Origin of the sequence: Vibrio wakamikoensis (genome assembly GCF_050337275.1) — a bacterium.
GTDB classification, from domain to species: Bacteria; Pseudomonadota; Gammaproteobacteria; order Enterobacterales; family Vibrionaceae; genus Vibrio; species Vibrio chaetopteri.
Window position 1 is genome coordinate 55091 of record NZ_JAKJST010000029.1, and the last position, 26376, is coordinate 81466.

The window sequence follows — 26376 nt, forward strand, 5'->3', positions numbered from 1 at the left end:
ATCAATAACAAAGGCCAGCAAATGCTGGCCTTTGTTTTGTCTATATTCTGGGGAGCGAGCTTTAACAGCGCTGCTTACTTGCACTGACTTTGAGTATCATGGCCAGCTCTTCTTCAGTGACCAAGTCTTTAATCTGCTTCTCGCTCGATATGCGTTCAACAAACGATTTTACGTCTCTAAGCTGGTTAGTATCTAAATGATGAATGGCGTCAACAATGTCCTGCTCCAACGTTTGATTCATGCGACTCACTCCTCAATTACTTTCATATTGTTAACTTAGACCATATGCGCCTAATAGCAAGTTTATTTGCAGGCCGATGTGCCTTGTCTGACCACGGCACGACCGAGAAGTTGGCATCAAGAGGTGTTGTAGCGAGTTCTCCTTGATCGCGGTGCATCTGTACAACTTGTTAGTTAACTGCTGTTATGTCGACACGCAAATAACAATTACATTTGTGTTACATGCCCAGCCTGCAATTTAAACAAATAATTAATATTTTTATCAATCTGTAATTGTGACAAGCATCACTGTAAGACCGTTAATTCAATTAAAGTTCATATAAATTGAGTCAATAAATGTTTTTAAAGCTAAATGGATATTTATTTATATATAAGTTTTTGATTTTTATCGTCTTTTGTATTTATCTAAAAGCGTGATTTAGATAGGCATTTTTAACTTATTAGGATTGATGGTGTGAATGAAATTGCCCAAAATTGCCCTCGTTCATTCGATAAATGATTTCAAGTTTTTTGTTTGATGTGACGTGTGAATGAGGCGCTAGGTTTATCCCTTCTCATTCACTACAAACAGAACGCTTTTAAATATAAAAAAAATAGTTAATTACAATCCCTGGGGTTAATAATGAAAAATACATTTAAGCTATCGCTAGCTGCAGTTTTGGTTTCTGCTGCTATGGGTGCAAACGCGGGTATCAGCATCGTAGATAACGAGACTGGTAACTTCTCTATCGGTGGTGACGTTGAATTTGACTTCAACTTCCAAGACCGCGAAGGTCAAGAGAACAACGAATTCAACCAATCTGGTCGTATTCTTCTTGAGTTTGCTGGCGAGCGCATCACAAACAACGGCCATGTTTTTCAAGTAAATGTTCAACCTTTGATGCAAAGCAACGGTGACGTCGCACTGGACGATGCATGGTTTGCGTTTGGTGCACAAGATGGCTGGAACCTACGTATGGGTCGTTTTGAAGCATTCGACATGTTCCCTGTAGGTCAAGATACGTTCCTAGAGTACTCTGGTGATACTTCAAACGAACTAGTTTCTGATGGAGCACCATATGTATACCAAATGAAAGAAGCACGTGGTCGTGGTTCTGACGGCCAAATCATGTACAGCCAGTCTTTTAACAACCTATACGTTGAGCTAGGTTCTATGATTGGTGACCGTTCAGACCTATTTACTGGCGGTAAATACCACGGTGCAACCATTGACCAAAGCAAAACAAAAGACTCTGTACTAATTCGTCCTGTAGTTGGCTACCAAGCGGGTAACTTCGGCATCGCAGCGTCTCTAGAAACGAACCTAGTTAAAGACGCGGTTGTTACTGATAGTGGTGTAGATGTCTCTGACCGTATGGGTTACGGTGTGACTGCTAACTACACGACAGCTGACTGGAACTTGATTGCAAACTTTGCATACATGGACGCAGTTGACGAAGACAACATGACTGTTGGTTTGAACGCGCTATACAAAGGCTTCGGTCTTGGTTATATCCATGCGAACAACGAGTACGAAAACAAAAAGCTAACGTACACTGAAGGTAAAGCGAAAGTAGACACGGTTTACGCATCTTACGAGTTTGCAGATGTGCTAGAAGTAGATGATTTCTCAATCTACCTAGGTGCTTACTACACGAAAGTTGATGACCAAACAACTGCGAAAGTGTTTGAGGAAGATACAGATAAAGGTGTTCGTGTACGCTTCAAGTACTTCTTCTAAGCGCTTAGTCGTATAGAACAGAACTGCCAAATACATAAACGGAGCGATCATCGCTCCGTTTTTTCTATTTGCTTAGCAATTAAAACGTAAATGCTAAGTTCGCAGATGCGCCCAATTGATTGCTACCAGCGTAGTTGCCCGCAATATCTAGACTTACCACATCAAACGGACTCAAACCAATACCTGCAGTGATGGCACTGTCGACGTTGTCTTGCATGTCGATCTCATAACCTGCGCGAAGCTGTGCCCAGTCCCAAGCATTACCCTCGATACCAAAACGTAGGAACTGAGTTTCATCGTTTAGGCTAGCAAAGCGCTCTTGCTTAGTAAGTTCAATGTCGACCGCAACGGTTACGAACTCGCCATTGTATGCAGAACCAATGGTTGCCATCGGGTTTAGCTTGTATGTATCAATCTTGGTCCCTTCGTAGGTCTGTACATCAATCTCTTGTTGAATGAGGTCACGAACCGATAGACCAAGGCGCCAGTTGTTATAGTGCCATGCTGCGCCCAAATCGAAGTTAAAAGCGCTCTTTTCAACCATGCTATCTTCTGCATTGTCAGCATCGAAGTCTTGCACGCTTGCGATTAATGCGTACGTACGCAGCTTTTGAAACTTAGGCGTGATACCAAACGAGACATCTTGATCGGCAATGGTGAAGTTTTTGCCTAGCGCTAGGCCGAGCTCTGCACTAGCAAAAGCTTGCATTTGAACTTCAGAGTCCATGTAACGCTTTTCAACGTCAGCTGGGTCATCACCTTGGTTAGGTTCAATTAATGGCGCTGCAATCGCTTCTGCATAGCCACGAGCGTAGAGATTACTAGATACTAGGCTCGATGGAATTGCAACGGCAAAACCTACGTTAGCACTCACCGTAGTCGGTTTATTACCTTCGAGTTGATCAAGTAGGCGGTTGATTTCGATTAGCTTTGCTTGTTCGCCTGACGGGTTTTTCTCGTACTCGTCGATCAACGACTGTAGATCGTCAAGCGTAGAGATACTTTCATCAGTATCGCGAGCGCTTACGCCAAATGTTGGAAGTAGTAGACCAACATCGTCACTATCCTTGTATGATGCCGTTAAGGCTGGGTTGTATAAGCCTGCCGTTAGATAGTCAGCCGAGGCTACGCCAGTGTTACCCATGGCAGCGCCGCGCGCTTCGATCATATTGTTAGCTGCATTCGATATAGTTGGAGTGGTGGCTGCCAAAACGATGGCGGCCACTTTAGTGATATTTTTCATTATTATGTCCTGCGATTCATTCGCATTAGTACTCATTATCCGATGAGTCTTATCTTTACGTACTTCCTTGCCGGAGTTCTGCAAAGAGCACGCCACTGCTTTGCTGTGAGTTATTCACACGCGAGCATATGATAATTGATATTTATATAAAGTAAACGACACATCATGTTGTTTTTATGGAATAAAAAAAGGCTCACCTAAAAAGGTGAGCCTCATCAAGAGAAAAAGTGGTCTGCGATTTAGAAGATTAAATGCGCGACACCAGCGATCACAGGCAGTGTGATCAGCGTACGCAGAATAAAGATAGCGAACAGCTCAAAAATATTCACAGGGATGCGACTACCAAGCAGTAGGGCACCGACTTCTGACATGTAGATAAGCTGAGTTACCGACATGGCTGCGATGACAAAACGCGTCATTTCGTTATCAATCGATGCAGCGAGAATCGATGGGATGAACATATCAGCAAAGCCAACAACCATCGTTTTTGAAGCCGCTACGGCTTCAGGTACGCCAAGTAGTTCTAGATAAGGAATAAATGGTGTTCCTAGGATCTCAAATACCGATGTGTACTCAGCGATAACAAGAGCTACAGTACCAAGCCCCATCACGACAGGCAGTACGCCAAATACCATGTCGACAGCGTTCTTCACGCCTTCACCGAATACGGACTTGGCCGATGTCACTGTACCAGCACGCTGCAGCGCTAGATCTAAACCCCAAGAGAACGTGGTGTGGCCTTTTGGTGTGACTTCTGCGTCTGCTGATGGTTTAGTGCCATCGATAAATAGGTCTTTCTTGTTACGCAGTGGTGGCAAGCGAGGGATAATGACCGCCGCTACAATACCTGCCAAACAAATTGCGCCATAGAAAGGTAGGAATAGGTGCTCAAGCTCAACTTGGGCAATAACAACCAAGCTAAATGTAATAGATACTGCTGAGAATGTTGTACCAATCACCGCCGCTTCGCGCATGGTGTAGAACTTGTTCTCATACTGTTTGCTGGTCAGAAGGATACCCACACTACCATCACCTAGCCAAGAAGCCATACAGTCGATAGCGCCACGACCTGGTAGGTTGAACACTGGGCGCATGATTTTGCTCAGTAGTGCACCAAACAGTTCAAGCAAGCCAAAGTTCAATAGAAGTGGTAGAAGAAGACCCGCGAAAATAAACACGGCAAATAGCGTCGGTAGAAGGCCTTCTAGCACTAGACCACCCGTGTTTTCTTCCCAAATGGCTTGAGGACCCACTTGGAAGTAGGTCATGAGTACCGCGATACCGCCGATAACGCGAACCGCAAGCCACATTGGTGTTGGGTTAAACAAACCGTTTAAAAATTCATTGTTAGTAATGAAAGCAGGCTTAAAAATGCGTGACAAGACTGACGCTGCTGCCATCACTGCAATGATTGCTGTGACTAACGGAACAATGAAGTCGCCCACTGCCGCTTGTAAAGCTTTAGCAAGTACAGCAACAGGGATAGTTAGACCGCCATCGTAACTGATTGGGGCCATAAACAAGAATAGACCGATTAAAGACGGGATGAAGAACATCCAGAAATTGCCTTTTTTGCCGCTTTCCGGCACAGATTGAGCACTATTTTGCATTTTTCTCTCGTGTTACAACTAGTTAATAATGACGACGTCCTTCGCCTATTTATTCACTAAACATCCATATTTGTGCATTGAGCGCAAGATTACTCTTTTTTTTGAATGCTGGCAATACTATTCATCATTTAAGGGTAATTATTCACTATATGGTTCTACAATAACCAATAATACGCAACAGAATGTATGGTGAGTGTTGGTGTGAGTATGCACAAAGTATAGTGGGGATTGATGCTTTCGGCGTTTTCAAGAACGCGCTAAACTGTAATGATTGAATAAGTTATTGAGAATTATAACAATGCCTAGGAAGAAGCTCCCAGTACCCCTGATTCTATTGATCCCTCTTTGTTTACTCGCCGTTGTTATCGTGGCGGGAGTCTATCGGTTTTCCCTTTCTGATGAAGAGATACTTGCTAAATTCCCTTCGCAGCAAAGCTTACAAGCAGATCCTGTTGTTGAAGCAATATTGGGTCTTCAAGTGCCGAACCCTTGGACGATTCAAGTGCCAGAGACGAGTGCGTTTTCATTACTAACAGATATCGATGCGGAGAAACAGGTCGCAGCAGGAAGTTACGATGATGGTATGGAGCGAGGTAATGTTTACCTTCTTTACCGTTACCAGCAGGCAATTTATGACGGGAAGTCTCTTGCGGGAATTGCTATTCCGTTTGCTGTGAGTAACCAAGGCTCCGGCGTGTTCTATTACCTCGGGCTATTCAAATGGGACAGTTCACGTCAGCGAGTGATTCTATCTGATGCGAAGTTTGCCGGCGATCGAATAGAACTTTTAACGCTCACAAGAATGGACGATCGGATGACACTGGCGTTTAAGATTCACGGGCAGTACCAGTCGATGAGTGAAGCGCCTGATGAAAATGAGACTCTAACGTGTGAAGCGAAGTCGTTCAAATGGGTCGGTTGTTAGCCAGTTTTTTACACCGACCGTGATCCCTCCTATAGCTTTTGGAAATAAATGGTTGCGAAATGCACACTTGAGAATGTGACATTAATTACATAACATGGACTTTTGATGTTGTTATTTTTAGACAAATGGAGCTTGCGATGATTAATAAGCGCTTTTTTAAAACAAAAGATGAAGTAGAAGTCACCTTTGAGTTAGATGCGACCAATGTGGACAGTGTGGTTTTGATGGCTGACTTCTTGGATTGGCAACCGACCCCAATGAAAAAGGTCGCCAAGACGAAGTCCTTTAAGTACAAAACTCGTTTGCCAAAAGATGCGGAGTTTCAGTTCCGTTACTTAGTAAACGAAAGTGAGTGGGTAAACGACGCTCAAGCAGACCAGTATGTCCCGAACGGTTTTGGCGCTGACAACTGTATTGTTAAAACCGCGCAAGCGTAATTCTTTATAGATACATAGGCGATACTCGACGTTACAATTAAAAAAAGCCGCTCACTTTATTCAGTGGGCGGCTTTTTTAATCATCGCGATTTAAAGTGAACCGAAATCGGCTTACCTCTTAAGCGCTAGTTGGGCTTGTTATGGGCTACTTCTGGCTTTTCAACCTCAGTCAACATGCCTTTAAGAAGACTCACACAGCCTAATATCAGAATAAGAGTAAACGGCAGTGCAGCAATGATGGTTATGGATTGCAGCGCTTGAATGGAGTCTGTACCGCCAATCCATAGCATGACCATGGCAATGACAGCAGAAATTACAGCCCAAACAACCTTCTGTTTGATTGGTAGCTCAAGTTTGCCACCTGCCGTCATGCTATCGACAACGATAGAGCCAGAGTCCAATGTGGTCACAAAGAACACAACGATTAGCGCGACCGCAATCAGCGACAGAATATTGCCGATAGGGTAAGCATCAAGCATGTAGAACAAGCTTAGTGAGACATCTGTGATTCCCTGCTCCATGCCAAGTAGGCCAACTTTGTCGATGATCTGTTGGATTGCAATACCACCGAAGAAAGACATCCATGCAGTTGTAACGATCGTTGGAATGACAAGTACGCAGACTAGGAACTCACGAATGGTTCTACCTTTCGAGATGCGTGCTACAAACATACCGAAGAATGGCGCGTACGCAACCCACCAAGCCCAGTAGAAGACCGTCCAGCCGTGCAGCCATGTGGTATCTTCACGTCCAGCAGTTTGGCTCAGCGGGATGATGTTTTTCACATAACCCACAATCGATGTAGTCACAGAATCTAGAACGGTAGTGAAGTTCAAAATACCCATGACACCAAGGAAGACGAAGGCAATGATCATATTGAGGTTACTAAGCACCTTAACACCACCATCCATGCCACGTACAACGGATACAATAGCTAAACCCATGATGGTCAGAATGATAGCAATTTGGAGCAATAGGCTGTTCTCTAGACCAAATACGTGGCTGATACCACTTGCCGCCTGTGAGCCGCCCAGTCCAAGTGACGTAGCAAGACCAAACAAGATAACCAGAACTGCCATCACATCGATAATGTCACCCACACGTCCCCATACTCGGTCTCCCAATAGAGGGTAGAACACAGAGCGCATAGAAAGAGGAAGCCCCTTGTTATAAACAAAGTAGGCCAGCGAGAGAGCCGTCATTCCGTAAATAGCCCACGCGTGCAATCCCCAGTGGAATACGGTAGCTCCCAATGCTGCTTCACGGCCTTCTGGCGTGAAAGGTTCCGCATTGAGCGGCGTACCGAACCAGTTAGTGAAGAATGCGGTAGGCTCAGCCACACCCCAGAAGATAAGGCCGATACCCATACCTGCGGCGAATAACATTGAAATCCAGGATAAAGTGGAATAGTCAGTTGTGGCATTGTCGCCGCCTAGGCGAATTTTACCCAGCGGTGATAGGGCAATAAGGATCGCAAAGATCAGAAGGATATTCGCGCCCCACATAAAGACGAAATCGAACTTAGATAGCGCTGCGGCTTTAACGGCGTCAATGGCAGCTTTGGCATCTGCAGGGGAAAGAACTAAAAGAGTGACAATGAAGAGGATGGATAGACCCGCTGAAGCGGTGAAAACTGTATTGTGGACATCCATGCCCCACTTAGTGATGTTGTCTTGGCCGACTTGATAGTCAGTTGAATCGATACTGTATTTTTGAGATTTGAAACTCATAATTATGAGGTTTACATATTCGTGTAGACGAATATAAAGACCAACTCCATGTTTATTGAACTACTGATTAGAATTCGAAATTCCTGTGACTAAAACAATTTTCAATCAGAGGTTTATGATGAAATTATCCGTTTTACATCTAATCCTGAGCTGACAATTCTATCATATCTAGGCAATCATATGGGGATGGATATGAATAGAAAGTGTAATTAAAGGCATTGATATGCTACTAATTCTGCGATAGAGCAAGTGTTGAACGTCGCCAGAATTTTCACATAAGTTGCCGATAAAGCTCTTCTTTCACGCAGTTCTACGCTGTTCAAGTAAATTCAAGCAGTTAGATAATCTTGGAACTGATGCCTGAAAAATGGGCGAGATTGAATAGATGACAAACGTCGCTTTTTTACACTCTCATCACATGTTTTACCTGACTTTTCCCGACATTTGGGTGCATTTAAAATAGGAAACGATTACTCTATTGGCTCAATTTACGACATGCATCGGAACCATTGTGCAATCGAATCAACCAGCAGGCGGATCAACCACGGCTAAGAATCCGTCTCGAAAACTCAAAACAAGCATCGCTTTTGGACTGCCTTTTATGGCAGCGTTTGCTTTTCTTCACAGCTTACCTGACTCAAATATGAAGGGTACCATTGATCTTAACCTCAATGATTCTCCAGTCGTTGCTGTGCTTTCTGAAGAACCGCCAAAAGCTGAATTGCCACCTAAATACGCTTACAAAGTAAAATCTGGTGATAGCCTAAGCCAGATCTTTGACCAACTGGGTTTTCCTTACAGTGACATGATGTCTGTAATGGAAACCGACTTGAACTTCCTTGTGCTCGACACTTTAAGACCGGGCGACAGATTGCGCTTTTGGCAAAGTGAAGCGACCGGTACGCTAAGCAAACTTGAAGTTAGCCGTAGTGTCGCTGAAAAAGCAGTGTATGCTCGCTTAGATGATGGAAGCTACGAGTTCAAAGATATTTCGATCCCGGGTGAATGGGAAAGCGCCGCTATGGTTGGTAGTATCAACGGCAGCTTCTCTGCCTCTGCGAATAAACTCGGGCTTAACCCAAGAGAAATCGACCAAGTCGTGACCTTGCTAAAAGATAAGATCAGCTTCACGCGTGACTTGCGTGCTGGCGATCGCTTTGAAGTGGTGAAAAATAGCCAATTTGTCGATGGTACCCCAACTGGGAATTCGGAGATCCAAGCGATTAAGATCTTCAACCGCGGCGCGATGTACTCAGCTTACCTGCATACCAACGGTCAATACTACGATGCAAAAGGCGATAGTTTGCAGCGTGCGTTTATGCGTTATCCGGTGAAAAACCACCGCATTACTTCTGGCTTTAACCCAAATCGTCGTCACCCAGTGACCGGGCGTGTTTCTCCACATAATGGTACGGACTTTGGCGTTCGCACCGGTACCAATGTCTATACGACGGGTGATGGTGTTGTAGCTATGGTGCGCAATCACCCATACGCAGGTAAGTACGTGGTTGTGGATCATGGTGGTCCGTACAAAACGCGTTATCTTCACTTGAGTAAAATCTTAGTGAAGAAAGGACAGAAAGTGACACGAGGGACTCGAATTGGTTTGTCTGGTGCAACAGGTCGAGTCACCGGCCCACATTTGCATTACGAGTTGATTTCCCGTGGAAGGCCAGTAAATGCTATGCGAGCTAACATTCCTATGGCAGACTCTGTCCCGAAAAACGAACTCAAGCAGTTTATCGCGCGTCGAGACGAACTGGACGCTATGCTTGAGAAACAAGAGACCAAACTGGCGAGCCTATAATCTCTAAGATTTTTAAGTGCTGCGGCTTGGTCTGCAAATAACACTTGGTCTGCAAATAATAACGGTGTAATGCATGCAACAATTAGAATTTCAGCTGCTGGTCATGCAGCTGTGTGAGTTGAAAACACTTCCAGACGCATTGAGCAAGCTGAAAAGCTCTGAAAACCTAGAAGTCAAAGAAGCGGCAGAGAGCCTAACAGGTCAGTTCGCATTGGCGACAGTTGATGGTGAAGAGCGTATCTATCACGTATTTAACGACGTTGATGATAATGGTGAAGAGCAAGAGTACGCTGAGCACATCATGAACGAAGGTGACGACGTGATTAAGTTTGTCGCATGGTTCTTCGATGTGATGTTTGAAATCAAGCAAAGCGATACTTACAAGACAGCAGGTAAAACTTACCGTCAGCCAAAACGTTCGTAATCGTTAACTGATCAAACAGCAGCGGCGCTCAATAATGAGCGCCGCTGCTGTTTTTGCTGTTTGTGATTGGGCAATTTGGCGTGAATGTGCAATGCTTTTTGTATGCTCCCGTCATTGAGGTTGTCATGGAGAAATCACAGTCCGCACAATATATTGTCTCGCAGCGTTTTGGTTTTGGTCCAAGGGTGGGGGATGCAAAACTCGCCGCTTCACTCAATGACCAACTCAAGTCTCAGCCTTATGTGAACAAAGCAATCACGTCGCTGCCTACCACTGATGAGCTGCTTGCTCATATGGGTGATCTCAACCGTCGCCGAAAAGAATCTATGACGGAAGAAGAGAAAAAGCTGTTCACCAAATCGAACAATGCGTTTTTCCAAGAAAGCTATCAAGCATTGGCGACAGCTCGAAACCAGCAAACGTTAGCCACACCACTTGGATTTCAAGAGCGCCTTATCCAATTTTGGAGTAACCATTTCGCTGTATCTGCGGATAACCGCCGCATTCGACCTATTGCTGCTGGTATCGAAAATGAAGTGATTCGTGAGCTTTGGAGTATCGATTTTCCATCGATGCTGCTTGCCGTGTGTCAGCACCCGACCATGCTGATCTATTTGGATAATCATCGTTCGATTGGTCCTGGATCCAAGGCGGGTCAAAAGCGCAATAAAGGACTCAATGAGAATCTCGCGCGAGAAATTTTGGAGTTGCATACTTTAGGAGTCGATGGCGGTTACTCCCAAAACGATGTCATAGAGTTAGCGCAAGGCCTAACGGGTTGGAGTGTCAGCTTCAAAGCAGCGCGTCCCGGCTATCAGTTTGTCGAGGACATGCATGAGCCGGGTGCCATCAACGTGCTTGGTCAGGTGTATGACCAAGCAGGTGAAGAGCAAGGCATCGCCTGTTTGCGCGACCTGGCTAACCATGAAAATACCGCAAGGCATTTGTGTCGCAAGCTGGTGGAGCATTTTTATGGTACTGGACACGCTTCTTTAATCGATGAGCTGACCAAGGTGTGGCTCGACAATCAAGGTATGCTGATCCCTGTATACCTCACGTTAATTAACTCACCACTGAAAAACAGTTCCGAGCAATTGCGCTTTCGCACGCCTCAAGAGTGGTATTTTTCAGTTCTTCGAAGTGCCAATTTTGAGCCGAATCCAAGGCAAATGATTCAGCACCTGAGACTGTTAGGTCAGCAGCCCTTTATGTCTGGCTCGCCTGCGGGTTGGCCTGATAGCGATGCTGATTACAATTCTTCATCGGCGCTAAAGCAGCGCTGGCAAGTCGCGGATCAAACCGCCAAACTGGTTGTGAGGCAAATGGAGCGCAGTAAACAAAATGTCGATGACAAACTGATACAAATGATTCAAAGGCTGTACGGCAGTGAAGTTGATGAGCATGTTCTTACGGCGATAGATAAAGCGCAAGATCCTGTCTCCAAGCTTGTCGTGCTTTGGATGAGCCCACAGTTTCAATATAGGTAAAGACGATGACGACAAGACGAGATTTTATTAAAGGCGTTGGCGCGGCATCTCTGGTTGGTTTGCTGCCCAACTTATCGTTTGCTTCTACTCAATCACCTAACAAATTGGTTTGGATAACGCTACGTGGCGCTATGGATGGGTTGAATGTTGTAGTGCCAACTTTTGATGATGACTATTATGCGCTGCGTCCAAACATCGCGATAGCGAAAAGCGACCTTAAGCCGCTCGATAAAGGTTTTGGCTTACACCCATCGCTAGTGAATGTTCATCAGTGGTATCAGCAAGGACAAGCGGCATTTGTCCATGCCAGTGCGACGAATTACCGACAGCGCTCTCACTTTGATGGTCAAAAAGTACTAGAAAATGGCACCTCCGATCCGTTCGATCCCATTGGCTGGATGAACCGTTACTTGGCAACGCAGAACTCTCAAGTAACATCGCAGCAAGCAATTGCGATTGATGCGGGTATGCCGCTCATTGTGCGCGGTGATGTTAAAGTCAGTAGCTGGTTTCCCCATAAACTCAAAGCTAAGCAGCAACAGGCAGATTTGCTTGCAGAGCTATTCCAAAATGATGAGGTGTTATCGGCCAACTTTGAAGATGCGGTGAAACTTGAATCCATGACCTCAAGTGGCAACCAAAGCAAACAATTTGCAGGCTTAATGCGCCAAGCTGGAGAGTTTATGAGGGCACCTAACGGTCCCAATATTGCTGTACTAGAGCTAGGAGGGTGGGATACCCACTCTGCGCAAGGTACGGTCAAGGGGCGACTTAGCAATCAACTGACCAAACTAGACAAAGGACTGGCAGCTCTCAAAGAGGCACTAGGTGAACAGTGGTCAAAAACCGTTATTATCGCCGCCAGTGAGTTTGGTCGTACCGTGGCAGAAAACGGCACTAAAGGTACCGATCATGGCACAGCCAACGCTATGTTTGTGCTTGGAGGCGCATTGAAGAAATCTGAAGTTATCACCGAGTGGCCTGGGCTTTCTGAAGCACAGCGCTATCAAGGGCGTGATTTGGCACCAACGACCGATACTCGTGCCGTGATTAAGGCGGTGTTAAAACAGCATATGGGAGCAGATAGCACTGCTTTGACTCAAGTTTTTCCAGGCGCACCAGAGCCACTGGCTCTAAATGGTTTACTTGGCTAGTGAGCACTAGCGCTTTATTTTGCGATCCTGTTGGCAGTCTCGGGTTTTGAGGCTGCCACCGTCGCTCAATTGTGTATAATCCGTCCCATCACTTCCCTAGGAGCGCACGCCTACATGAATAACTAACTCAATTTCGAACGTTTTATACAAGTAACTTTTGAAATCGCAGAGTTAGTGGGCGTTGGCTCGTTCTATATTTTTGTCTACTGATCATGGTATCGCTACTGGTCTAGACATCACTACTTATCACGACATTACTGTATGTGCTGCCATGCGTCTCATGCTCTGCCAAGGAGGATGTATGACTGCTATTCATGCTATTTCACTATCAAAACAATTTTTAGATGGACAAGATCTGTTTAACGAACTCTCGTTCACGATTCCATGCGGTGTTACCGCTCTAGTAGGGAAAAATGGATGTGGCAAAAGCCACTTAGCCTCAGTATTGGCTAAGCAATCTCAACCGACAAGCGGCAGTGTTGAGTGGGAAGGCGGCCTCAAGTCCGTGGGGGTTTACCTTCAAGAAGCATCGCCCGATGATTTTGAGTGCTCGATAGCCGCCTACTTAGGTGTTGAAGATAAGCTCGAAGCACTTAAACACATTTCTGAAGGGGCAACCGACAGTAAGTGGTTTGAACGTATTTCAGACTCAGACTGGCTGTTGGAGCAAGTACTTGCCGATTTAATGGAGACACTGCGACTCCCCAAAGTTCTAAACACTAAATTGAGCCGTTTAAGTGGAGGACAGAGAGCGATTATTAGGCTCTATCGTTTACTCCACCAAGAGCACGATGCTTGGATCCTCGATGAGCCCACCAATCATCTAGATGCAAAGCACATTAAATGGCTAGTAGCGACGCTAAAGAAACGTCATGTGCCCATTTTAGTGATCAGTCATAACATCACTTTTTTGAATAACACGGATCGCATTTTAGAGCTCAACAGTTTGGGTATCACTTGTTTTGGCGGTGGTTTTCAAGGCTACCTTAAACAAAAAGAGGAGAAGATAGCTGCTATCAATAAGATGGCGAAAATGTTGGAGAAAGCCCGAAAAGTAAAGATTGAGAGAGCCCAGCGCCGCGAAATAACCGCCCAAAGGCTCGCTAGTCGAGGAGAGAAGCAGCGAGCTTCAGGCAGTCAGCCCAAAATATTAATGGATGGTAAGAAGCAGGGCGCACAATTGGCAAACGCGGCAGTCAAAGCACAAAGTGAGCGTCAAATGGCCGAACTTGACCAAAAGCTGCAGGATGTGAAATCACAGCTTGAGCAGTTCAAGCCACAAAAATGGTATACCTGCGAGGCTCAGTCTGGTGGGCGAGTGAAGGTGCATTTTGAAGACTTTAGCCACTCGCTCATCGGATCGGAGCCAATTAACCAGCAGATACTCTCCGGCGAGCATGTTTGGCTCAAAGGGGCTAATGGCTCTGGAAAATCCACCTTGTTGCGCCTGTTGGAGGGGGGCAATCATTCGAGCTTTGGTGGACATTTCACGGTAAATGGCGAGTGCTTCTATCTTGATCAGCATTTCTCCTTTTTAGACGCTGAGGTTTCTATGCTGGATATGGTCTGTCATCGCTGTGAAGCCTTGAACATACCCAAGGCACGAACGCTTTTGGCTGGCATTGGCTTTCGGCGTGAAACGGTGCATCAAAGCGTGTCAGCACTTAGCGGAGGAGAAAAAATGAAGCTCGCGATGTTGATCGCCTCGCACCAATCACACACCTCAATTTTGCTGCTGGATGAGCCCGATAACCATCTTGATTTGGAGGCTAAACAGCAGTTGATTGGAGCAATTAATGGCTACCAAGGTACAGTGATCCTTGTTAGTCATGATGAAGGGTTCGTTGGACGATTGGTGATTGATAGAACCATCGAACTAAGTTGAATGTTGGGTTCCAAAGCGTTGTTTGCTAATAAACGAGTAAAATTGAAAAAGGGTCACGATTGTGACCCTTTTACTTCTATTCTCCCGCCACCAAGTGTTTCTTGGTACGGATACTCGCAATAAACATGTAGATCGCAGTTGCCATCATGGTGGCTAGCAAGTATGCCATCAAACCTTGTGTGCCATTCATAAACCAGTCTGCAATCACAGGACCGGCTACTGAGCCAATGCTGTAGCAGAAAAGCATCACTTGAGTCGCTGACACAATAAAGCTTTCATCAAGCTTGTCGCAGCCAAGGTTAATCGCGATCGGGTAGAGCGCGAACGTGGCCATGCCAATCAAGAATAGGCTGATGGCAAGTACGCTCAAGTCATCGCTCAAAATCACTAAACCCACGCCAAACACACCGAGTAGGCAGAATAGACCCATTAGCGGTGTGCGCCCAGCTACTTTAATCAGTGCTGGAACAATCGTTTGTACTGCCATACCGCCAAGAATGACTAATGCCATTAATGCACTTAGGTTGGTCTGTGACACGTTGCGATGTGTCAGCTCTACCGGCATTAAACCGTAGATTGAGCCGAGTGTCAGACCCGATACGATACAACCAATAATGGCGGCATGGTTCAGCTTCGCAACTTGTTTGAGTGACAGTGTCGCTGAATGTGCGCTTTGTGGCTGCTGAGTTGGTATAAACATTAGCACTAGAATCGCAGCACTAAGTATAGATAGAATCACCACAAACGGCACGCTACCTTCGATTCCAATGAAACCGATGCCAAGCTGACCCAGAGCAGAGCCACCGTATAGTGAGCCCATGTAAAGGCCTAGGCGTTTTGCTCGGCTTGACTCGTCACCCACGAGTAACCATGACTCAACAATGACAAATACGCCTGCAACCGCGATACCCGCAACAAAACGTGCTATCAGCCATGCCCAAGCGATAGAGACAAGCGGCAATACAACGATGGTTGCGATAAATAGCACCAAGCAAGCAATAAATGCGATACGGTGACCCACGTGTTTAACCGCTGGCTCAATAATCACTGCGCCAACTAATAGACCCGCATAAAACACACTTGCGAGCCAACTTGCGTTGCTTGCATCTATGCCATATTGATTGAGCATCAACGGGATCAAGCTCATTAGATAGCCTGATGCCACAGCATAGAGTGATAGCGCAATAACAGGAACTTTAAAGCCAGTTTTTACTGCGAAATCAGTTGTGTTTTCCACTCGCGGAGCCTCCAAATTTAGTCGTGGGGAATCAAAAAATGTAAGATTTGATGAAGTTTTCGCCGCGACTATGAGGCTTTAGGGGAGGTGAGTAAAACGAAAAAAAATGACCTTGACGACAAAGAGTGCTTATCGTCAATGTGGGCAAATTTTGCTAGTTAAAATGAGGGTTATCGACGCTGAAATAAGGCCTTATTTCAGCGTGTATGTGGAGGAGTGCGAACGTTAAACTTTAAAGAAGTTAGTAGCGAACTTATAGCTATCCCAGCGATGTTTCACATTCGAATACTCAAAAATCTCGCCGTCATCGAGATATACCACCTGCTCAACGTTGACGAGTGGCTCACCCTCAGAGATTCCAAATTCCTTGGCGTAAAACTGACTCGCCTTGACCACGGTAATTTCCATCGTTGAACTGTGTATCTTTAGGCCAAGTTTATTGGTGATGAAGCTGTAGATGGAGTCCTCTGCGTGCTCACGTTTTAGACCCAAAATGATACTGATCGGCATATAGGTTTCTTCTAGCGAAGAGACGATGCCGTCAATGATGCGCAGTCGGGTGGTGTTATAGAGCATGTCTTCTACATCACAGTTAAGGCGCTTGGCAACATGCTCATTGGCCGGCACTACCTGAAATTCGAGTACTTTAGTCGCAACGGACTGACCATTAGCGAGGACATTGGCTTTGGTGCCATGTAAGTGGGCGTAGCTTGCATTACCCAGCGGTCTTTTAACAAACGACCCCGAACCTCGCTTTCTAACGACCAAACCTTCTGTGACCAGTATATCTAGCGCTTTTTTTATCGTCAGTTCACTACAGCCGAACTCTTCGGCCAGCTCACTACCACCAGGTAGTTTTTGTGTTGTGGAGTATTGCCCACTCAAAATGCGCTGCTTGATCGATTGGTAGATATCGGAGTATTTCGCTTTGGTGGTCATAGTGTCGCGCTGTCTATAAGTCGATGATTTTCGACATAGTATGACAAAACGCGCAGGAGTAAAAACAATAGCGATGATTTAACAGCGTTTTGGAGAGATCGGCGCAAGACTTCTAGGAAGAGGCGAGCTCCAGGTGCTTCTAGATCAGAGGATTATTGAGCTAGGACAATAAAATCACTATTGATTATGAAAATGATATTGATTCCTATTTTACAGTAAGTAATAATGAGCGGGTTAACTATAACCATAAAGTATATAAGGAAATCGGAATGAGTCAGTCCTTTGGTTTCGTCAAGCGTTTGGCGCTAACCCTTACCGCAAGTCTAGCTTTGGCCGCTCAGGCCAGTGCCGTTACTATTCAGCATTTTAAAGGCACCAGTGAGTTTGATGGCACACCAAAGCGTGTCGTTGTACTGGGCAATGGTAGTCTAGACGTGTTAGACCGTATTGGTGTGAAACCTGTAGGCGCGCCTCACTCACTGCTTCCAGAATACCTAGCTGACTACAAACAAACGACAGGCAACACAGGCTCTGTCGGTGAGCCGGATTTTGAAGCCATCTTTACCTTGAAGCCTGACGTAATCATCGCAGAAAGTCGCATGCTTCGCGTATACGATGATCTTAACCAGATTGCACCTACCGTCATGTTCTACGTTGATAACGGTCAGTACTGGCAAGACGCGCAAGCAAACTGGCGTATGCTAGGTAAGCTGTTTGACAAACAAGACGAAGTGGAAGCGCTTATCGCTGAAACTCAGCAGCAACTAGACAACGCATCATCTAAAGTCGCGAAGCAAAATCTAAATGCGCTGATGCTAATGAACAACGGCAGCAACGTCGCCATGTTCAATAAAGGTAGCCGCTTCTCAATTGTGTTTGATGATTTTGGTTTTGCAGAGTCTAGCAGCAAAAACGTAGCACCAATTGAAGGCTCGCACGGTAATCTTATTTCATTCGAATATGTTGCAGATGCTCAGCCAGAAGTTATCTTCATTCTTGACCGCGAACAAGCGATTGGCCGCAGTACTGGTAAGGCGAAAGAGCTGTTCAACAACCCGTTAGTGGATTCAACACCAGCGTCGAAAAACAACAAGATTGTCTATATCGATCCAAACGCCTGGTATATCTCGGGTGGCGGTGTAACCGCAACGCAAACCATGATCAGTGATATCGACAAAGCATTGAACTAATTTGTTATTCATTAAAAGTCTCTGCTAATTAGCAGAGACTCTTCTCGTTAAGTATCTTATTAGCCCATCGTTGTAATGACCATTCATAAAACCATTTTGGCGACTGCTCTGCTTATTGTATTGGCCGTCTGCTCCCTAGTTCTTGGCGCTGCTTCCGTTTCACTGGCCGACTTGTTTCGTGGTGATGAGCATGCCTATTCCATCTATGTCGTCAGCCGCGTTCCTAGATTGCTTGCCATCATTCTTGCCGGTGCCGGTTTAAGTGTCGCGGGCCTCATCATGCAGCAAATCGTGCAGAACCGTTTCGCGTCACCTTCGACAACGGGCACTATTGATTGTGCGCTGCTTGGCTACGTTGTTGGGCTAATTTTCCTTGGCGGTGCTAGCCAATGGGTACACTTAGGTGCCATCTTCTTTTTCGCCGTCGCAGGTACGTTGATTTTTGTACGCTTCTTGCAAAGGCTGCAGTTTAAGAACGCAGTTCTAGTGCCGCTTATCGGTATCATGTATGGCAACGTGATCTCTGCACTTACCACTTTTATTGCCTATAAGTATGACTTGGTGCAAACCATGTCGTCGTGGACGGTGGCGAACTTCGCCAGTGTGCTGCAAGGCAACTATGAGATCCTGTATCTAGCAGTACCAGCCTGCTTACTGGCTTACTTTTATGCCCGACAGTTTAGCGCGGCGAGTGTCGGTGAGGGCTTTGCAAAGAACATCGGCCTCGATTATCAGAAGATAGTCTTTATTGGTGTCATTTTAGTAGCGGTAAGCTCGTCCACTGTAGTCATGATTGTCGGTGTTATCCCATTCCTTGGTCTTATCGTGCCTAATATCGTGTCGCTATTTATGGGCGACAACATGAAGCGGATCTTGCCTTGGACTGCTTACTGGGGCGTTATCTTGGTGCTCGCATGTGACATTTTAGGTCGCTTGATTATTTTCCCTTATGAAATGCCTATCTCGATGATCATCAGTATTTTCGGTGGTGCGGTGTTCATTTATCTGGTGTTAAGGGAGAAACGCAATGCGTGATTCGTTAAAAGTCTCCTTACTCATCGCTGGGTGCGTTGCCATTATTGCTTGGTTTATAGGTCAAGGGCTGACAGCGGATAACTATCAGTTTTTCCTATCACGTCGTATACCAAAAGTGTTGGCGATTGTCCTAGCAGCCGTAGCGATTTCTGCTTCTTCTTTGGTGTTCCAAACCATCACCAACAACCGCATTTTAACGCCATCTATATTGGGTTTTGATAGTTTGTATCTGATGGTGCAAGTACTGATGGTGGTCATTCTAGGCAGTACCAGTTTTTGGGTAATTCACGCAATGAGTAACTTTTTGCTTTCAACCTGTGTGATGATTGGCTTCTCATTATTGCTGTTTCATTTCTACTTTAAGCGCAAAGACAGCAATGTGTTCACGCTATTGTTGATTGGTATTGTCTGCGGCAGTTTGTTTAGCAGTGTGACCGGCTTTTTGACCATGTTGGTTGACCCCAATGAATTCGCGAGCATTCAAAACTCCATGTTCGCGAGCTTTAACAACGTGAATGCCAAATTGGTCTACTGGAGCCTGGTCCCACTCTCACTTTGCTTAGCAATTCTGTTTTACTACGCTCCAAAGCTAGATGTACTTTGGCTAGGGACAGATAACGCAACAAGCCTTGGTGTGAATACTCAGCAACTCACTCAGCGAGTGATGATCCTAATTACCATTATGATTGCCATTTCTACGGCTTTGGTGGGGCCTGTGCTGTTCTTTGGTTTGATTACGGTAAGTTTAACTCGTGAGATCTTCAGAAATTATCAGCACCGTTTTCTCATGATTGCGAGCAGTCTACTGGCGGTATTTCTGCTGGTGACGGGTCAGTGGTTTGTTGAAAAGGTATTGGCGTTCGAAACCACGATCAGCGTGATCATCAATCTCGTCGGTGGTTCCTACTTCCTGTTCTTATTGTTAAGAAACAGAATTAATTAAGAGGTTTAACAGTGATTAAGTTAACAGGTCTAAGTAAAAAGTACGGCAAAACCTTCGTTGTACAAGATGCAGATGCACTTTTCCCGAAAGGAGAAGTGACCTCGATTATTGGCCCTAACGGTGCAGGTAAAAGTACGCTGTTGTCGATGGCGAGTCGCCTAACAGAGAGCGATGCGGGTGAAGTCGTGATTGGCGATAAGCTGCTTGCCCAATGGGATACTAAAGAGCTGGCAAAACACCTCGCCGTACTTCGTCAATCCAATAACATTAATATGCGTTTTACCATTCGTGAGTTGGTGTCTTTTGGTCGCTTTCCACATTCTGGTGGACGTCTAACGGCAGAGGACAACGAAATCATTGACCAGGCTCTCGGCCATTTAGGGATTGAAGAGATCCAAAATAAGTACCTGGATCAGCTCAGCGGCGGTCAGCGTCAAATGGCGTTTATCGCCATGGTAGTGGCTCAAGATACTGACTACGTATTCTTGGATGAGCCTTTAAATAACCTTGATATTAAGCACTCAGTTGAAATTATGCACACGCTTCGCCGTCTCGCGCACGATTTCAATAAGGCTGTGGTGATTGTTATTCACGACATTAATTTTGCGTCTTGTTACTCGGATAACATCGTAGCGATGAAGAAAGGCAAGGTCATCAAATCGGGCAAAGTCGATGAAGTGGTTCAGCAGGAAACCATGGAAGCCATCTACGAGATCCCGTTTGATATACGTGAGGTCGATGGGCGTAAGGTCTGTCTCTACTTCAATAGTTAATGTTTTAAAGCCGATATAGGAGCCGACAGGCTCCTTTTTTTGAACTTCAGTTTGCGTTAGGCAAATACTGCATTGAAAGCAGCTAGATTTGGAAACACCTCGCTAGGTGATAAACTAGTAAACACAAAGCACTTTAGTTCGAGTATGTATGCCAAGCACCGAGCCTATACCCAAGCCCATCACGGAGCAGCAAGTTCAGACCACCTTAGAGAAGATCGTTGTCTTCCCTCCGTTCTATTCGTCGCCCAAACTGGTGGCGTTTTTACGTTACGTTGTGGAGCAAACGCTGGCAGGCCAAGGTAGTCAACTTACTCAATATTCAATCGCGACAGATCTGTTTGAAAAGCCGGCGAGCTTTAACCCTTCTTCGGATCCTATGGTTCGTATGCTGGCAACGAAATTACGCAAGCTGCTGACCGCTTTTTATGAAAGCAACAACGACAGTGAGCTTATTGTCATCTCCTTGCCTAAGCGCAATTACATGCCAGAGTTTGCAGTAAAAGAGAGCACCGAGCCTTCGCCACTTATCCCAAATATCAACTATCCGACTCTCGTGGTTCAGCCTTTTGCGATGACCTTGCAAGACCCGATCTGCAATGAAGTAGCATTGTCGCTACAAGAAGAACTTAGTTATGCACTGGGCTTGTTTGAGCAGCTAGCAGTGATATCGCCGCTGCGGGTGCAAGAAATGGCGGGAGGTTCACTGTCGTTAAGTGAGTTTCGCGACAAGCTAGGCGCACGCTACGTTGTGTCTGGGTCAGTGCGCCGTGCGGGTGAGTCATTGCGTGTAACAGTCGCACTCAATGAGACAGAGCACGGCCTGCAAATCTGGAGTGAGCGATTTGTTTTGGTGGTTACTAGTGAGGATGTGCTCGGCGACCAACTCACGGTGGTGCAACGTATTGCTACCAAAATGGCGTCTTCCTATGGCGTGATATCGATGCATGAATTTCAGCGTGTTAAACAGCAAGACTCGGTCTCACTCAACGACTATCAAGCGCGTCTCTATTATTTGGAGTACCTGACCAAAATGAGTCAGGAGCGCCTACAAGATATGATTACACTCTATCAACAGTTGGTCGCTGGTCGATACGCCAATGATGCGAGAACCTTGGCTACGTTAGCTCAGCTTTATTGTGACGCCTTACTCTTTGGCATGATGAGCTATGACGAGGTGATTGAGCGCTGCGAAAAGTTGGTCTCGAAAGCGTTGGATTATGCCCCGCGTGATGGCGAAGTGATTTTGGCTCAAGCTTGGTGGGCATTGCTGACAAACAATCCGCAGAAAGTCAGCGGCTGTGCTGAGCGTATTATTCAGCTTAATCCTAACTCTCATTACACTATCGGCGCGGTGGGTTGGCTAGTGTGCTTGTCGGGCAATTTTGATTACGGCATCAAGATTTTGACCAATCTGCTGGGCAAGGATGATTATTTCCCAATCTGGCTTAAGCTAAGTCAAGCGTTGAACGCCATTCGTCAACAAGACAATGAAGCCGCGCTGCAAAGCCTGGATTTGTTCTATGCAGAAGGAAATGTGCTTCAGACCACGCTACTTGCTTTGATTTATCAGGTCGCAGGCCAAGAAGAGACGGCTAGGCAATATTGGAGCGAGGCTAAACAAAGCGTGATAGACATCGACGCCATCGCAGCGCAGCAACTTGATGTCATGATACTTGATAATTCCCTTCGCGCGACGTTAGAGCATGCCAGATTAAGCTTGGCCAATATCACAGACTAGCGCTCTTAAGTTGTTCACCATTTTTTGTACTTGGTACGACAGTTAATGTCCCTAATTACTCAAAGGTAATCTGAGTAATTTACGTTTGTAAAAACGTAAAGCGTACCTACTGTTACTGTTGGTGCCCAAATTGTTACGCTAGTATTTAGCCATCAACCAAGTAGAGAGGCAATATCATGTCTAACATCAAAAAGTGGCCTGCAATCGATCCAGAAAAAGTAGCGAAATATAAGCACATCTGGGAAAACGTTTCTGCAGCAGACAACCTAGACCCAGAAGTTGCGGCATACCTAGCTCGCGTTAAAGAGCAAGGCGGCGGCAAGGGTATCGAACAAATGAGCTTCATCAACAAAGATTACCTAGGTTTCTATCAAGCGCCATTCTCACAAGATCTAGATAACACCGACGTTGTTATCTACGGTATGGGCATTGAAAAATGTTCTCCTACTGGTTCTTCACACAAGTTCGCACCACAGCGTCTACGCCACCTAAGTAAAATGGGTATGGGTACGGTTGGTGACAACGGTGAAATCCCATTCGAATGGTGTCGTATCTCTGACTACGGTAACTGGGATAGCCTAGGCCAATTCGAGCTGAAAGCAGAAGTTGAGCAGCTAACAGAACTTCTACACCACATGGTTGTTGAAAAAGATTGTACGCCGTTAGTATTTGGTGGTGACCACACAATCCCATACCCAACAATGCGTGCTCTAGGTGAGAAGTATGGTCCTCTTCGCGTTATCCACTTCGATGCGCACTATGACCTATCAACTCGTGCTGACTTTGACTACCCATACACGTCTGGTCACTGGCTACCAAAACTGTACTCTGAAGGTCTAGCGGATCCAGAGCGCACAGTTCAAATTGGTATGCGTGGTCGTCAAACTGCGCTTGTAAAAGGTAACCACATCGCATTTGGTACCACTGGCTTCACGACCAACGAAGTTTACGAGCAAGGCGTTGATGCAGTAGCAGACAAGATCATCGAACTTTGTGGCGATGGCGGTCCGGTTTACTTCACATTCGACCTTGATGCACTAGATACTGCGTTCTGTCGTTCAAACTCAAGCCCAGATCCATTTGGTCTGACGCACCTTCAGGTTTACGACATCATTCGTAAAGTGAAGGCATCGGGTAAAGTTCGTCTTGTCGGTGCTGACGTCGCTGAGTACACGCCAGATACTGACCCAACAGATAAAGACGGCATCATTGCTGCTGGTTTCGGTTGGGAGCTACTTTGCTGGCTAGCAGAAGAGCGTAAGAGGGAAAACGGCGGCGAAAATCGTCACACAGTATGGCACCAAGCATTTGGTTCTGTATCGCTGTAATCTTACTGCACTGATTTTAAAAACCATCGCTTTTTGCGGTGGTTTTTTTATGCCTGCTTGATAACAAAAAATGATGAAAACGACAAAAAACTAGATTAGTGATACTCAACCAACTTTGCTTCAATAGCGTCCGAAAGATTGCTGTTAATCTTACTTCCAATTAAGGGTTTAAAATGTTTGCTATTGATGATGTTGTAGTTGCAACTAAAGGTATCGATCTAGGTAAAATGGTCGTGACTGGCTTGAGCAGTGGCGGCTTCTACGTTCGTGTAGAAGTAGACGGCATGTCTCTAACTTACCCAGCAAAAGACCTACAAAAAGCGTAACCTTTGACGTTGAGTTCTTCTTTGTAAATGGCGACCCTAGGGTCGCCATTTTCTTTTGCTCTTAATTTTATCAATACATTGAACCTTCACTGTGCAATGCCCCTCATTAGTCCAGCTGTGCGCATTAAGCGTGCAACCGCTAGTTTTCATGCAAGCCTTAGCGCTACTTAGTATCAATACAAATTCGTTTTTCAACTTTTGTCTGGAACGAAAGTTGCAGTTCAATCATAGACATAAAGAAAGTGGGTCTTTAGCCAAGGAGGGGAAAGATGATACTTATCTTGCGCACAACACCGTTAAGCATACTTAATTTGCTCATTCTACTAGTGCTGTTGTCATCGGTGGTGCTGTTTGCGCTGAATGCGATGCTAGCGGGTTTTTTGGTATTGCTATCCATTGCGACGATGGCATGGCTGATGCTGTTCACATTGAATCGAGAAATGCGAGTACTCAATGAGCACTTTGAGCAGCTAAGGCATGGTGAGGTGCCTTCTGTACCTCAATCACTTGGCCTACTTTATTCAAGCTTCCACGCCATTGATGATGTTCATCAGTTGATGCAACGAAAACAGCGCAAAGCGGAAGCAGTGCGTTCAGAAATGGCATTTTGTGCTCAAGAATTGGCAAGCAATGCAGCCGATGCGGCCAAGGACAGTGATAGGCAGGCGGAGTCGACGCTCTCTTCTGCATCAGCGGCAACGGAAATTTCACAGAGTATTGAAGATGTATCCACTCGCATTGAGCAAACCTTGCAGGCAATTGAGCAAGGCAATGTTCTTTGTGGACAAGGCAATCAGGCGCTTGTGAGCGTTCAAAGTAGTGTTGAGCAAGTGGAATCTCAAGTAGGCTCAACGGCGAAGAGTATCGTTACACTGGAGAGCAATTTATACACGGTCTCGGAGATGTCCCAGTTTATTCGAGAGATTGCCGAGCAAACCAATCTGCTGGCACTCAACGCTGCGATTGAAGCGGCGCGAGCTGGTGAACATGGTCGCGGGTTCAGTGTGGTTGCCGAAGAAGTTGGCCGCCTCGCTAAGCGAAGTCATGAGTCCGCTAATGCCATTACTTCTCATGTTGAACAAGTGACCGCGAGCATGAGTGATGTCACAGCGATGATAGAGCAAGTTCGCGAGGGTAACACGCGTTGCACTGAGCAGACGCTGGTGGCTCAAAACACGTTGGAGGAGATGGGCATATCCATGGCATCGATTACCGATCAAGTTGCTGGCGTATCAGCCGCATCCGATCAACAAGCAATCGCGATTCAGGAAATATCGAGCAATATGGAGCAGGTCGCGCTAACGGCAAAACACAACGCCGAGACTGCCGCTGACAACGCTCAGGTGGCTGAGCATCTTGAAAAGCTGACTGCATAGGGAGTGAATGATGATGGATATTGTAATGGCCAATCTTCAAGCAACGGTTGTAATGCTTTTTGCCTGTTTGAGCATGGTTGTTTTTGTGTGGAAAAGGAAACTTGCGCTGAGTAAGAGCCAGCAAGCAAAGCGCTCGGGATTGCAGTACTTAACCACACTTAGACAGCTTCTGGCGGCGATTCAACAACACAGAGGAATCACCAATGGTGTGCTGTGTGGAGACGACAAATTGCAATCTCGCCTTCCAACGCTACAAAGCGACATTAATAATCATCTGCAGACACTGACTCACTTGGATGAGGGTGTCCGCAATACTAGCAGTTGGCGAAGTGTTGAAGAAAACTGGCCAAGGGTTCGTGTTCAGTTTAAGCAGTGGTCGGCAGAGCAAAATCTTGCCACTCACAATCAACTGCTGGCTTCGTTGCTTGAATCAGTGGAGGAGTGTGCCCAATATTACCGTTTGACAGAGCTGCCACAGAGAGAAGGCGAGTCCATCGCACTGCTTTGGAATGATTTATTGAGGGTCGCTGAATGTGTCGGACAGGCTAGAGCTCTCGGTACTGGTGTGGCGGCCAAAGCGACGTGCAGTAGCGTTGAGCGAATTCGATTGAAGTATCTGCACCAGTCGATTCGCCGTTTTGTCACCGCGCAACGTCATTCGGATTTTCCTACCGTTAAGAAGCTTCTCGGGACTATAGAGAATAAAGTGCTCGTGCTTGTCCCGAGCGTTACCGCAGTTGAATATTTTGATGATGCGACAGCCGCTCTAGATGAGGTTTTTCGAGTATTTGACGAGCGGGTTACTGCACTTGGTGACAATGTTTAAGAT

23 protein-coding genes are annotated in these 26376 nt (G+C 45.9%); 17 read left to right on the forward strand and 6 right to left on the reverse strand.

The annotated features are described in order from the left end of the window. Window positions 1–61: 61 nt before the first annotated feature. The gene (locus tag L4C42_RS17515; protein ID WP_353498836.1) at window positions 62–241 is read right to left on the reverse strand and encodes a hypothetical protein; all 180 of its coding nucleotides are present in this window, start codon (window positions 239–241) and stop codon (window positions 62–64) included. Window positions 242–862: 621 nt separating this feature from the next. Here L4C42_RS17515 and L4C42_RS17520 point away from each other — a divergent pair. Next, on the forward strand, window positions 863–1960 hold the full coding sequence (locus tag L4C42_RS17520) for a carbohydrate porin (RefSeq protein ID WP_418642577.1): 1098 nt from the start codon (window positions 863–865) through the stop codon (window positions 1958–1960). A 79-nt stretch (window positions 1961–2039) separates the two neighbouring features. On the opposite strand, the gene L4C42_RS17525 is transcribed toward L4C42_RS17520, so the two are convergent. Together L4C42_RS17525 and L4C42_RS17530 are read right to left on the reverse strand one after the other, a co-directional pair. Further along, window positions 2040–3203 carry a conjugal transfer protein TraF gene (locus tag L4C42_RS17525; protein ID WP_418642576.1) on the reverse strand — a complete coding sequence of 388 codons (1164 nt, stop codon included), beginning with the start codon at window positions 3201–3203 and terminating at the stop codon, window positions 2040–2042. A 239-nt stretch (window positions 3204–3442) separates the two neighbouring features. Beyond that, on the reverse strand, window positions 3443–4813 hold the full coding sequence (locus L4C42_RS17530) for a YjiH family protein (protein WP_353498839.1): 1371 nt from the start codon (window positions 4811–4813) through the stop codon (window positions 3443–3445). Window positions 4814–5111: 298 nt separating this feature from the next. Here L4C42_RS17530 and L4C42_RS17535 point away from each other — a divergent pair, with 298 nt between their 5' ends. After that, the gene (locus tag L4C42_RS17535) at window positions 5112–5738 is read left to right on the forward strand and encodes a hypothetical protein (RefSeq protein ID WP_418642574.1); all 627 of its coding nucleotides are present in this window, start codon (window positions 5112–5114) and stop codon (window positions 5736–5738) included. Window positions 5739–5875: 137 nt separating this feature from the next. Beyond that, window positions 5876–6175: an isoamylase early set domain-containing protein gene (locus L4C42_RS17540; RefSeq protein WP_353498841.1), complete on the forward strand. Its 300-nt coding sequence runs from the start codon at window positions 5876–5878 to the stop codon at window positions 6173–6175. Between the two features lie 125 nt (window positions 6176–6300). Here L4C42_RS17540 and L4C42_RS17545 read toward each other — a convergent pair whose 3' ends face one another. Then, a complete protein-coding gene (locus L4C42_RS17545; RefSeq protein WP_353498842.1) occupies window positions 6301–7905 on the reverse strand; it encodes a BCCT family transporter in 1605 nt (534 codons plus the stop codon). A 601-nt stretch (window positions 7906–8506) separates the two neighbouring features. Here L4C42_RS17545 and L4C42_RS17550 point away from each other — a divergent pair. The 5 genes from L4C42_RS17550 (at window position 8507) to L4C42_RS17570 (ending at window position 14662) form a co-directional block, all read left to right on the forward strand. Next, entirely contained in the window at window positions 8507–9712 is a 1206-nt protein-coding gene (locus L4C42_RS17550; protein WP_429761499.1) for a peptidoglycan DD-metalloendopeptidase family protein, read from the forward strand. Between the two features lie 73 nt (window positions 9713–9785). Then, window positions 9786–10136 carry a hypothetical protein gene (locus tag L4C42_RS17555; RefSeq protein ID WP_353498843.1) on the forward strand — a complete coding sequence of 117 codons (351 nt, stop codon included), beginning with the start codon at window positions 9786–9788 and terminating at the stop codon, window positions 10134–10136. A gap of 125 nt (window positions 10137–10261) precedes the next feature. Then, window positions 10262–11623, forward strand: coding sequence for a DUF1800 domain-containing protein (locus L4C42_RS17560; protein WP_353498844.1), 1362 nt, complete (start codon window positions 10262–10264; stop codon window positions 11621–11623). 5 nt (window positions 11624–11628) lie between these two features. Beyond that, complete coding sequence (locus L4C42_RS17565; RefSeq protein WP_353498845.1) at window positions 11629–12777, forward strand: DUF1501 domain-containing protein; 1149 nt, start codon at window positions 11629–11631, stop codon at window positions 12775–12777. 301 nt (window positions 12778–13078) lie between these two features. Then, on the forward strand, window positions 13079–14662 hold the full coding sequence (locus L4C42_RS17570; protein ID WP_429761474.1) for an ATP-binding cassette domain-containing protein: 1584 nt from the start codon (window positions 13079–13081) through the stop codon (window positions 14660–14662). Window positions 14663–14738: 76 nt separating this feature from the next. Here L4C42_RS17570 and L4C42_RS17575 read toward each other — a convergent pair whose 3' ends face one another. Together L4C42_RS17575 and L4C42_RS17580 are read right to left on the reverse strand one after the other, a co-directional pair. Continuing rightward, window positions 14739–15899 carry an MFS transporter gene (locus L4C42_RS17575; RefSeq protein WP_429761476.1) on the reverse strand — a complete coding sequence of 387 codons (1161 nt, stop codon included), beginning with the start codon at window positions 15897–15899 and terminating at the stop codon, window positions 14739–14741. A gap of 225 nt (window positions 15900–16124) precedes the next feature. Beyond that, on the reverse strand, window positions 16125–16838 hold the full coding sequence (locus L4C42_RS17580) for a GntR family transcriptional regulator (RefSeq protein WP_429761478.1): 714 nt from the start codon (window positions 16836–16838) through the stop codon (window positions 16125–16127). A gap of 269 nt (window positions 16839–17107) precedes the next feature. On the opposite strand from L4C42_RS17580, the gene L4C42_RS17585 reads away from it, so the two are divergent. The 9 genes from L4C42_RS17585 to L4C42_RS17625 all read left to right on the forward strand — a co-directional run bounded on the left by L4C42_RS17585 (window position 17108) and on the right by L4C42_RS17625 (window position 26373). Further along, entirely contained in the window at window positions 17108–18028 is a 921-nt protein-coding gene (locus L4C42_RS17585) for a siderophore ABC transporter substrate-binding protein (RefSeq protein ID WP_353498849.1), read from the forward strand. Window positions 18029–18103: 75 nt separating this feature from the next. Beyond that, window positions 18104–19063, forward strand: a complete 960-nt coding sequence (locus tag L4C42_RS17590) for an ABC transporter permease (protein ID WP_429761481.1) — start codon at window positions 18104–18106, stop codon at window positions 19061–19063. Continuing rightward, window positions 19056–20006, forward strand: coding sequence for an iron chelate uptake ABC transporter family permease subunit (locus L4C42_RS17595; RefSeq protein WP_418642568.1), 951 nt, complete (start codon window positions 19056–19058; stop codon window positions 20004–20006). The genes L4C42_RS17590 and L4C42_RS17595 overlap by 8 nt, the downstream gene beginning before the upstream one ends. Window positions 20007–20017: 11 nt before the next feature. Continuing rightward, window positions 20018–20779 (forward strand): iron ABC transporter ATP-binding protein, encoded by a 762-nt coding sequence (locus L4C42_RS17600; protein ID WP_353498852.1) that lies wholly within the window; start codon window positions 20018–20020, stop codon window positions 20777–20779. 148 nt (window positions 20780–20927) lie between these two features. Then, window positions 20928–22517, forward strand: coding sequence for a hypothetical protein (locus L4C42_RS17605; RefSeq protein ID WP_353498853.1), 1590 nt, complete (start codon window positions 20928–20930; stop codon window positions 22515–22517). 176 nt (window positions 22518–22693) lie between these two features. Then, window positions 22694–23845 carry an arginase family protein gene (locus L4C42_RS17610; RefSeq protein WP_353498854.1) on the forward strand — a complete coding sequence of 384 codons (1152 nt, stop codon included), beginning with the start codon at window positions 22694–22696 and terminating at the stop codon, window positions 23843–23845. 173 nt (window positions 23846–24018) lie between these two features. Beyond that, complete coding sequence (locus L4C42_RS17615; protein ID WP_128650681.1) at window positions 24019–24171, forward strand: hypothetical protein; 153 nt, start codon at window positions 24019–24021, stop codon at window positions 24169–24171. A gap of 269 nt (window positions 24172–24440) precedes the next feature. Beyond that, entirely contained in the window at window positions 24441–25547 is a 1107-nt protein-coding gene (locus L4C42_RS17620) for a methyl-accepting chemotaxis protein (protein WP_353498855.1), read from the forward strand. Between the two features lie 10 nt (window positions 25548–25557). Then, entirely contained in the window at window positions 25558–26373 is an 816-nt protein-coding gene (locus L4C42_RS17625; protein ID WP_418642566.1) for a nitrate- and nitrite sensing domain-containing protein, read from the forward strand. Window positions 26374–26376 lie beyond the last annotated feature (3 nt).